This is a genomic window from Ornithinimicrobium sp. F0845, from assembly GCF_023015765.1.
Classification (GTDB): domain Bacteria; phylum Actinomycetota; class Actinomycetes; order Actinomycetales; family Dermatophilaceae; genus Ornithinicoccus.
This window is the reverse complement of sequence record NZ_JALKAL010000024.1, coordinates 1-9844: the sequence shown is the minus strand read 5'-3', so window position 1 is coordinate 9844 and position 9844 is coordinate 1. Positions and strand designations below refer to the sequence as shown.

Annotated in this window: 7 protein-coding genes; 4 read left to right on the top strand and 3 right to left on the bottom strand. The window is 73.9% G+C overall.

The genetic code is table 11. The annotated features are described in order from the left end of the window. From MWU75_RS19480 to MWU75_RS19470, 3 genes are all read left to right on the top strand, one after another. Positions 1-141, top strand: a 141-nt coding sequence (locus tag MWU75_RS19480) for a transposase (RefSeq protein ID WP_247094100.1), incomplete at its 5' end; no start/stop codon positions are given. A gap of 171 nt (positions 142-312) precedes the next feature. Then, complete coding sequence (locus tag MWU75_RS19475; RefSeq protein WP_247094098.1) at positions 313-1974, top strand: hypothetical protein; 1662 nt, start codon at positions 313-315, stop codon at positions 1972-1974. Next, entirely contained in the window at positions 1971-3263 is a 1293-nt protein-coding gene (locus tag MWU75_RS19470) for a hypothetical protein (protein WP_247094096.1), read from the top strand. Before MWU75_RS19475 ends, MWU75_RS19470 begins: the two co-directional genes overlap by 4 nt. Here the strand turns inward: MWU75_RS19470 and MWU75_RS20125 are convergent. Then, the gene (locus MWU75_RS20125; protein WP_348647819.1) at positions 3252-6185 is read right to left on the bottom strand and encodes a glycosyltransferase; all 2934 of its coding nucleotides are present in this window, start codon (positions 6183-6185) and stop codon (positions 3252-3254) included. The two genes, MWU75_RS19470 and MWU75_RS20125, sit on opposite strands and share 12 nt — an antisense overlap. Next, a complete protein-coding gene (locus MWU75_RS19460; protein ID WP_247094094.1) occupies positions 6182-6625 on the bottom strand; it encodes a hypothetical protein in 444 nt (147 codons plus the stop codon). Before MWU75_RS19460 ends, MWU75_RS20125 begins: the two co-directional genes overlap by 4 nt. A gap of 117 nt (positions 6626-6742) precedes the next feature. Between MWU75_RS19460 and MWU75_RS19455 the strand changes: the two genes are divergently transcribed. Continuing rightward, on the top strand, positions 6743-8743 hold the full coding sequence (locus MWU75_RS19455) for a glycosyltransferase family 2 protein (protein ID WP_247094091.1): 2001 nt from the start codon (positions 6743-6745) through the stop codon (positions 8741-8743). Here MWU75_RS19455 and MWU75_RS19450 read toward each other — a convergent pair. Next, positions 8731-9844, bottom strand: a 1114-nt coding sequence (locus MWU75_RS19450; protein WP_281497553.1) for an SGNH hydrolase domain-containing protein, incomplete at its 5' end; no start/stop codon positions are given. The two genes, MWU75_RS19455 and MWU75_RS19450, sit on opposite strands and share 13 nt — an antisense overlap.

Genomic DNA, 9844 nt, shown 5'->3' with positions numbered 1-9844 from the left:
GGACCCACCGAAGCGATTAACGGACGGCTCGAGCACCTCCGCGGCTCCGCCCTCGGCTTCCGCAACCTCACCAACTACATCGCCAGAGCACTCCTGGAGACCGGCGGATTCAGACCCCAACTACACCCTGGATTGGGATGAGCCACCAAAGTCCACGCAATGCGACCTGGTGTCGGCCATCCGGCTGAAGTCTCGGGGCACGCAGCGCAGACGTCAGACGCTCACTCCCCTCCTGGCACCACCGGCAGGTCGTCGCGCCGGACCTGGCGCGCGCCATACTCTTGACACGTCACCGGAAGGGGAGGCGCACCCGTGACCCAGCACCCGGACGCTGCGGGCGAGGACCCCGAGGCAGTGGGCGAGGACCGCGACGCACTGGTCGTCGACGGTGCCTTCGGTGGCGGCTACCTGATCCGCGGCGGGGGCAACGCCGCGCCGTCCCTGGTGGACGGGTGGCCGAGCCAGCACCTGGGGCAGCTCACTTACCACCCGCATCCCCGCACCCGGCTGCACACCGCGACGCGCGAGCACCGGCCGGAGCGCGTCGTCATCCTCGGCACGCCGGTCGACGTGGCCGCGGGCACGGCCGACGGCCAGGCCATCACCGACCGCGCCCTGCAGACCTGGACCGAGGCCGGGCTGGACGCTGCGGTGCACCACCTGGCCTACCTCGGGGGGCGGTGGACCGCCGTGCTCGACCCGGGCGACGGTGCGATCACCGTGGTCCCGGACTGCCAGGCCACGCAGGCGGTCTTCTGGTCCACGCGGTCCGGGCTCGCGCTGGGCTCCCAGCCGGCGCTGGTCGCCGCGACAGTGGGGGCCGACGCGGACGCCGCCGCAGAGCAGATGATGCGGGACCTCCGGACGGCCCGCGCCAAGGGGGTGGTCTTCCTCCCCGGCACGATGACCACGCACGAGGACGTGCTCCCGCTGGTGCCCAACCACCTGCTCCACGTCAGGATGACGGGGGGCTCGGCCAGCGTGGAGCACCGCCGGTTCTGGCCGTTCGAGGAGCGGGTGGAGCGAGCCGACACCGCGGCGGTCACCGAGCAGTTCATCGACTACTTCCGGGAGCACACCCGGCTGCTGTGCTCACTCGGTCGCCCCGTGGTGAGTCTGACGGGCGGCAAGGACAGCCGGACGACGCTCGCCGCGGCCCTGCCCCACCTGCGGGAGGACTCCTTCGCCTTCACCTACTACAACCCGCGCGACGGCCTGGTCGGCGAGGGTGCACCGCTCGACGTGTTCACCGCGAGCGCGCTGGCCGCCGCCGTCGGCCTCCAGCACCGGGTGCTGCGCTGGCGCCAGCCCGCGCCGGGCAGCGTCTTCGCCGAGATCTACGACCGGACCTACCCGGTGCGACGCGGCTCGACGGGGGCCGCCCACGCGATGTGGGCCGACCTGCCCCACGACATCGTCCACCTGCAGTCCATCGGCGCGGAACTGGGCACCACCTTCTACACCGACCGCCAGGACGTACCCATCAGCCCGCAGCGGCTCCTCGAGATCGTGTCGCACCGCACCGACCTGCCCCCCGGGATGGCGCACGCCGCGTTCGGCGACTACCTGGACTACGCACAGTTCACGACGGACGCTATCGGCGGCTACGACTACCACGACGTCTTCTACTGGGAGCAGCGGATGGGCAAGTGGGGCTACCTGAAGTACCAGGACGGTGACTTCGCCCACCGAATGCTCATGCCGTTCAACGCCCGCGGCCTCATCGAGCTCATGCAGTCCCTGCCCTACCGCCAGCGCGAGGAGAAGGTCCTGCTGCACGCCCTGCTCGCCTCGGCGCCGCAGCTGGCGGATCCCGACCTGCACCCACCGGCCCTCACCCGGCCGGCCCTCCCGGCGCCGGGCGAGGCTCCGATCACCTGGCGCGACCTCGTGGCCGCCCGCCCCCACCTGCGGCCCAGGCTGCGGCGGGCCGTGGCCCGGGTGCGCGGGACCGACGCGGGGAGTATGCCGTGAGCCGGCTCCCCCACCAGGTCACCGGCACCGTGGGCCGGGTCCGAAACCGCGTGGCGGGCGCCGTCCGCCAGCGGGTGCTGACGGTGCGGGAGCGCAGCGCCCGCGAGGCCGGCACCGTGGACGGCGCCACGGCCGGGCACCCGTCGGCCGGGACGGCCCTGCTGGCCCGCGGACCGGTGGCGGAGGTCGCGTTCGGCGGGGGCTACCTGGTGCGCTCCCCCGGCGTGCCGGAGTCGCCCTACGTCGCGACCTGGCCGAGCCGGCAGATCGGCGGCCGCACCTATCACTCCCGCGGCCCGCTCACCTGGGCCACGGCCGACGACGGCAGCACCGTCGTGCTGCTCGGCCGGCCCGTCGACATCGACCACGACACTGCCGACGCCCTGGTGATCGCCGACCGGCTGGCCCGGCTCGCCGTCGGACCGACCGAGGACTCGACCACTGCCGGGCAGGATCCCCTGGTCCGCGCGGCGGCCGGGCTCGGCGGCCGCTGGACCCTGTTCGCCCACGCGGCCGACGGTGGCCTCACCGTGCTGACCGACGCGCTGGCCAGCCAGCAGGTCTGGCACACCGACGACGGGGCGGTGGTCGGCTCGCACGAGACGTTGGTCGCAGGCGCCACGCTCCTCCCGGCGAACTCGCTCCTGCGCGTCGACCCGGCGGGGGCAACGACCGTCCGTAGATACTTCCCGTGGACGCAGCCGGAGCCGACGCCCAGCGCGGGGGTCCCGGTCCTCGAGCGGGTCCGCGACCGCCTCGCGGCGCACACCCGGTTGCTGACCGGACAGGGACGACCCGCGGTCGCCCTGACGGCGGGTCCGGCCAGCCGGGCGGTGCTCGCGGCCTACCTGGCCCACCCGCGCGAGGGTGGATTCGCCTTCACCCACTTCGCCACCGAGTCGGCGCGCGAGGGCCCCGAGCAGGCCCTCGACATGTTCGCAGCCAGCAGGCTCGCCCACCGGGTCGGCCTGCCCCACCTCGTCGTGCGGGCTGTTGCGCCCCCCGAGGAGTCGGTCTTCGCCGTGGCGCACCGCCTGTCCTTCCCGCGCGGGTCGACGGTGGCCAGCGCGTTCGCCCGGGCGGCGCTGCCGCGTGACACCGTCGAGCTGCACTCGGCCGGGGCCGGGGTGCACGACCTGGCGTCGTGGGAGTCGCAGGCCGGGGACTTCCGGGACGGCGACCTGACCCACGCGGTGGCGCTGCCATTCAACGACCGGCACCTGCTGGAGCTGCTGCTGGGACTCGACGACGAGCAGCGCGACGAGCTGGCGGCCGAGCTACCCGACTGACCCGTCCGCTCCGGCCCACCACGCCTTGGCCCGCCAACCGTCCGGGACCCGGAGGTCCGCGAGGTCGAGCAACCGGTCCGTGCCCCGCTCCTGCACGACCTTCGGAAGACCCAGGGCCTGGACGGCCCCCGTCGCCCCGTCCCGCGCCGCCAGGTGCACCAGCCCGTCCCGGCAGTTCACCAGCGCACCGACGTGAGCCGGCGCGGTGTCCAGCAGTGCCTGCGGCAACCCGTCGCCCGGGTGCCGCTGCAGCTGCTCGGCCCACCACGCGGCGGCGGGGTCCTCGGCCCCGGCGAGGTGGACGACGCTGAGGCGGTCCGCCCGACCGGCGTCCGCGGCGGAACGGATGCTCTCCGTGCGGACCCGCCAGCCGGTCCCGGCCGAGTCGCCACCCGACGCGGCCGGCGCAGGCTCCCCGTCGCTCCCGGTCCCGACCAGCCCGCGCAGCCGCTGCACGAAGGCGTGGTGCCCGAAGCGCTCCTGGACCCGGGCCCGCGAGGAGGCGACGCGCTCGGCATACTGCCCGGGGTCGGCCACATAACGGGCGATGAGGGCCTGCGCCTCCCCCGGCAGCGCGTAGTCGATCGTGTCCCCGAAGGACGGCTCGTGCTTGGGGTGGGCGATCGTCAGGACGCCACTGGCCGCGGCCTCCAGGAGCGTGCGCCCGAAGGCCTCGAACATGTGCGGGTTGTCGAGGTAGAGGAAGAAGTCGAGCCCGGCGAGGAAGTCGGTGACCTCGACCTGCTTGTGCCGCAGCAGCACCCAGTTGTCAGGCAGGTCCGCCCGGGTGAGCTCCTGCTGGACCAGGAGCTTGGACAGGGTGTTGACCGCCCCCATCATCCGGACCTCGTAGCCGGGACCGAACTCGTAGCCGGTCCGGATCTGCTCCAGGGACGGGGCGAACTTGATGATGTTGTCCCGGCTGTAGCGGCCCACGACCACGGGACGCGTCCCTGGCTCGGGCAGGCGGTGCGCGCCGGTCGTCCACCGGTCGACGTCGATCAGGCCGGGGTTGTCCCACTCGGTGAGCCGGACGTCCGGGTCCTGCTCCCGCAGCACCCTGCGGATCCCCGGGCCCTGGGGCACCCACCGCGGCTCCCGGCCGAAGAGCTCGCGCGTGCGCTCGGTGACGTCGGTGACGACATACCGCTGGTCGGAGCCGTCCGGCTCCAGGGGCGCCTGGTTGGCCATGATCAGCACGTGGCGGGCCCGGACGGTCTGGCGCCCGCGGGCGGGCGGGTGCTGCAGGATCGGCGGGTAGCGGATCATCAGCACGTCGATGTCCACGTCGTCGTCGTGGTGGATCCACTCCACGACACCGGCACTGACCAGCTCGGTGACCGCCTCGCACAGCGGGTCGTCCCGGGTGGTCATGAAGCGGAACGCCTCCAGGTGCATGACCGCCACCCGCAGCCCGGCCGACCGGGCCGCGTGGATCTCCTCGATCATGGAGCGCTGCGGCCCGCCCCAGCGGCGCCAGTCCCCGGCGAGGCACAGGTCGATATGGGTCAGCGGCCCGAGGTCGGGCGCGATCGGGGTGACCCAGCGCCGTGGCTCGGGGAACCGTCGCGGCTGCGCCGGGTCCAGGAACGGGTCCTCCTCCCCGGCCCGGATCCGCTCGTGCCAGGGCCGGTAGGCGCACTTGTAGGCGTGCCGCGCGCCGTGCCGCCAGCCCCGGGAGAACTCGCCGGCCGACAGCGTGTCACCGCCGCGCAGGAAGGTCACCACCACCGGCAGCCGGGCGACGCTGTGCTCGCCGAACGCCGCCTCGATGCGGCGGGCGAACTCGGTGTCGGCGCTCTTGCGGGTGGGGTCGAAGTAGCCGATCCGGTCAACCACGGGGTGGACCCGGACCATCATCGACGGAGCGGAGGTCACGCGCGGGACGTAGCCCGGGCGGTTGAGCTCGAGGTCCTCGCTGACCCGCACGCCCTGGCAGATCGTGGCCATCACCCCGGGACGCTCGAGCATCCACCGGACCCCCACCTCGATCGCCTGCGGGTGCAGCCAGTCGTCGGAGTCCAGCACGGTGAGGAAATCCCCGGACGCCTGGCGCATCGCGGTGTTGCGCGCCCGGTAGGTGCCACCGTTGACGGCCTTGCGGATCACCCGGATGCGCGGGTCGAGCGCCTCGGCGCGGTCCAGCACCGCGGCATACTCCGGCCCGGACGCGTCGTCGACGACCAGGATCTCGAGGTTGTCCCAGGTCTGCTCCACCAGGGAGCGCAGGGCGGTGAGGAGCGCGGGACCTGGGCGGAAGGCGCTCATGATGACCGTCACGCAGTATGGCGAGGGGACGGGTTCGGCGGTCGGCGCGGCCAGTCTGTCGAACGCGGGCGGCGGTCCGGCCCCGCCCGGGAGGAGCGCCAGCGGCGCCATGCCCTCGCTGCCCAGGGCGGTGTCCAGGGCCTGGAGCCACGAGGCCTCGTCCGTGGCCTCGGCGAACAGGGCCGGGTTGGCCAGGTCGGCGAGGGCGGCCAGGCCCACGGGGCGACGGACGGCCCGGTGCCGGGCCAGCTGCCGCGCGGTCACGTCGCGCGCGGCGACCCGCAGCTGCAGGAGCAGCTCGACCGCCCGGTCCGGCAGCGGGTGCTCCTCGTGGGCGGGCAGGACCGCCTCGAGCATCGCCCGCGCGGCCTCCCGCTCCTCGGGCAGGCCGGTCTGGACGGCGAGCACCTGGGCGTAGCGGGCGACCCAGGCGGGATCCATCGCCGGCTCCGGTCGCGGCCACGGGTCTCCACTGACGGCCCAGGCGGAGAGTTCCTCCGGGGTGTGGCCCGGCCAGGCCAGGTCGGCCAGGAGCTCGCGGGCGTGGAGGGACTTGGTGCGCAGCGCCGTGGCCACGAGCGCGTCCGGGTCACGCTGCGCGAACACCCCGTGGTCGCGGGTGACCTGTGCCCTCGTCGCGACCGGGCCGGTCACGCCTGCTCACCAGGGGTGGCCGGTTCCCCCTCATGGTGTGCAGGGGTTCCGACGTCGTCCGACCCCACCTTCTCGTCGTGGCCTCGTTGACCCTCGGCACGGAGCTGGGTGACCGCCTGGTCCAGCGCGGCCTGCATCCGGTCGAGCCGGCCGGTGTACTGCGCCTGCAGCACGCGCACCGCACCGACGACGTCGGCCTCGGACACCGGCGGCGCCACCCGCTCGGCGGCCACGGACCCGGCGCTGGAGACGGCCTTGAGGACCAGAGGACGCAGGGCGCGGGCCCGCCGGTCGGCATCGAGCGCGGCCAGGAAGGCGCAGCTGAGCAGGACCATCGCGGCCGCAACCACCAGCCACCACCACTCCAGCACGGCGCCGACCACGGCCACCACGGTGAGCAGGCACGCGGCGCCGGCGCCCACCAGGAGCAGCTTCTTCACCGGTGTCCTCCTCGGTCGGGTGCGGGCCGGAGCGATCCGGGCACGGCGCTGGCCTGCTCGTGCATCCCGCACGCTACCGCGTAACGTTTCGGGTGGTCACATCACGAGGGAGGCACCGTGGCGCAGCTCCAGCCGCTCGGCCGGCCCGGTTCCTGGACCGCCCGGCAGCTGTGGCGGCGCGGCGAGGACCCCGACGCACTGGCCCACCTCGCGCTGCGCACCACCTCACCCGCCGTCCTCGATGCGCTCGCGCTAGGAGCCACCGGTGGGGACCTGACCCTGGAGCAGCTGGTGCGGGGTGGTGGCGCCCGGCCACTACCGGGTGGCGCCGGGCACGTGGCAGCCCTCGCACTCGCCCTGGCCGGGTTGGCCCGCCGCGGCGAGGAGCTCGAGCTCGCCGCCGACCTCTACGAAGCGCTGTGGTCGCGGGGCCTCCTGCCGGCCCTGGCAGCGCGCCACCATCAGGGCCTGGCCCAGTCCTTCTTCCTGGCCGGCCGCCACGACCTGCTCCGCCAGGCCCTCGGGGACCTGACCCGGCTCCCGGCGGCGGTGCGGCACGACCTCGAGGTCGACCTCGCCAACCCCTATCTCGGCCCGCAACCGCCGGCCGTCTCCACGGCGGCCCACGCCGAGTGGGAGCGCCTGCTGGCGGCCCGGTTCACCGACGCCGGCCTGGAGCCGGTGACGGTCACGCCGCCCAGCGACCCGCAGGACGAGGGTCATCTCTTCGACCGTCTCGGATCCGCACCGGGCCTGGCCGGCACGGCCACCGGTGGCCCGCTGGTCAGCGTGATCATGCCGTGCTACCGCCCGGACGAGGGGCTGCTGACCTCCCTCGCCTCCATCAGCGCACAGACCTGGGGCGAGCTGGAGATCGTGGTCGTCGACGACGCCTCCGGCCCGGGCTACGCGGAGATCTTCGAGCGCGCCCTGGCCACGGAGGACCGCGCCCGACTGCTGCGCCTGGACCGCAACGGCGGCAGCTACCTCGCGCGCAACGCCGCCCTGGCGCAGGCGCGCGGGGAGCTCATCACCGTCCAGGACGCCGACGACTGGTCACACCCACGACGCATCGAGCACCAGGCCCGGGCGCTGCTGGACGACCCCGCCGCCCCGGCGAGCCGCAGCCTCGCGGTGCGCGCCCGCGACGACCTCACCCACCAGTGGTTCGGCTATCGCGCGGTCCGCGACAACGCCTCCAGCCTGATGGTGCGCCGCACCGTGATCGACCGGATCGGCCCGTTCGCCCCGATCCGCAAGGGTGCCGACTCGGAGTATGCCGAGCGTCTCACCTCCCAGGCTGGTCCCCTCCTGGACACCGGGTCACCGCTGGCGATCACCCGGCTGCGGGCCGGCACGCTGTCCCGCGGGGACTTCACCTACCAGTGGGCCTCGCCCGAACGGTTGGCGTTCAAGGGCACCTACCGGGCGTGGCACCGCCAGGAGGGTGTCCCGGACCCGGGCCGGGGGCTGCCGTTCCCGGTCCCACGCACCTTCCTGCGCGGCCTGGACTCCTTCCCGGACTGGGACCGGCTCGCGGTGGCCTACCTGGGCGACTTGTCGCAGGACCCGACACACGACGGCATGGCGCCTGACCTGGACCTGCTCGACCCGTCGGCGTCCGGGCAGCGCGATGCTCCTGCCGGACCAGCTCAGCAGGGCGACGCGGGACGGACCGGGCTCTGGCACCTGGAGGCGGTGCCGCCCGCCGCGGCCACGCGGACCGAGATGCACGACGGCTGGTTCGACCGGATCGTCCGCTCGGACGGCCGGCTCGTACCCCTGACCAGGCTGGAGGACGTGCGGGTGCAGCTCCTGGTGGTCCTCGACCCGCGCGTCCTCGTGCTCGCCGGAGCGCAGCCCTGCCGGGTCCGGGTCGACGAGGTGGAGGTGTGGTTGGAGCCCTCGCTCCTGCACCCGGACCGCTCGGGTCTGCCGGTGGACCTGCTCACCGTCGCCGACGTGTGCTCGACCTGGTTTGGTCGGCGGCCGAGGTGGGTGCCCGCGCCGCACCTGGACGAGGTCGCACGGGCAGAGCTCGGCGATCTGGTGCCCGGACTCCTGCACCCTTGCGCCCGCCAGGTGGATCGCGACGTCGGGAGTCGTCAGGGAGCCTGAGAGGAGGTGCCCTCGACCAGCGGTGCCAGCAAGGACGCCAGGGGGTCCGCCAGGATCGCGGCGAAGGTGGCGGTGATGTGCGACCCCTGGCGGTAGGTCAGCACGTTGCGGTAGACGGCGAGGCAGGTGCCCTCGGGGCAGACCCAGGGGTTCATGTCGACGTACTCCGCGGTGTCGACCTGGGCGGCGGCCTCCTGCAGCGCAGCAGACCCGATGCCGTCGTCGGAGGGCCAGGCGCACGCGGCGACGATGTCACCGGGGTGCTCCAGCGCGCACTCGTAGGGAGTGGGGTCCTCCATCGGCTGCGGGGTGTCCGAGATCGCCACCACCCGCGTCCCCTGGTCCCCGAGCCGGCTCCAGTAGTCCACGTAGCCGGCGACCAGCTCCTCCCGCGAGTCCCGGCCCGCCTCGTCCACGGCCTTGGCGCGGATCGAGGAGGTGATCACGACAGCGGGCTGCTCCTCGCCCGTGAGCCGGTCCAGGACGTCCCGCGACCACGCGGTGCAGTCGGTGTAGGGCTCGCCGCCCGCCACCGGCGTGGCCGAGCCGAAGGAGCACGCGCTCTTGGAGTAGAAGCGCAGCAGCCAGCCGCGGTCGGTGGCGATCTGCTCCAGCGCCGGCATCCACTGGCCGATCTTGGAGTCGCCGACGACGGCGACGACGACGTCACCGTCGAGGTCGCCGGACTGGCACATCCGCACCGTGGTCTCCACGAGAGAGGCGTCGCAGTCCTGGCCGTAGTAGGCCGGGACGTCGTCGGTGGCGACCAGCGGGTCGGGTGTCACCCGGTCGAAGAAGGGGGCCTCGTCGGCCTGCTCCAGCAGTGGTAGGTCGTACGCGGGCGGATCCTGTCCGGTCCCCGCCTGCTCTCCGGTCCCGGCCTCCTCTCCCGTCCCGGCCGTCGGTGCTGCTGCCTCCGACCGGGCCCAGTCGGCGCCAGCCACCCGTCCCTGCGCCGCGGTGCCGGTGGTGGTGGGGGTGGTGGCCTGGATGAGCAGGAGCCCGGCCAGCAGGGAGACGGCGGTGAAGTTGAATCCCACGGACAGGGCATAACGAGGTGTGGCGTTCAACGTCCGGGCGTGCCGGATCGGGGACTCCACG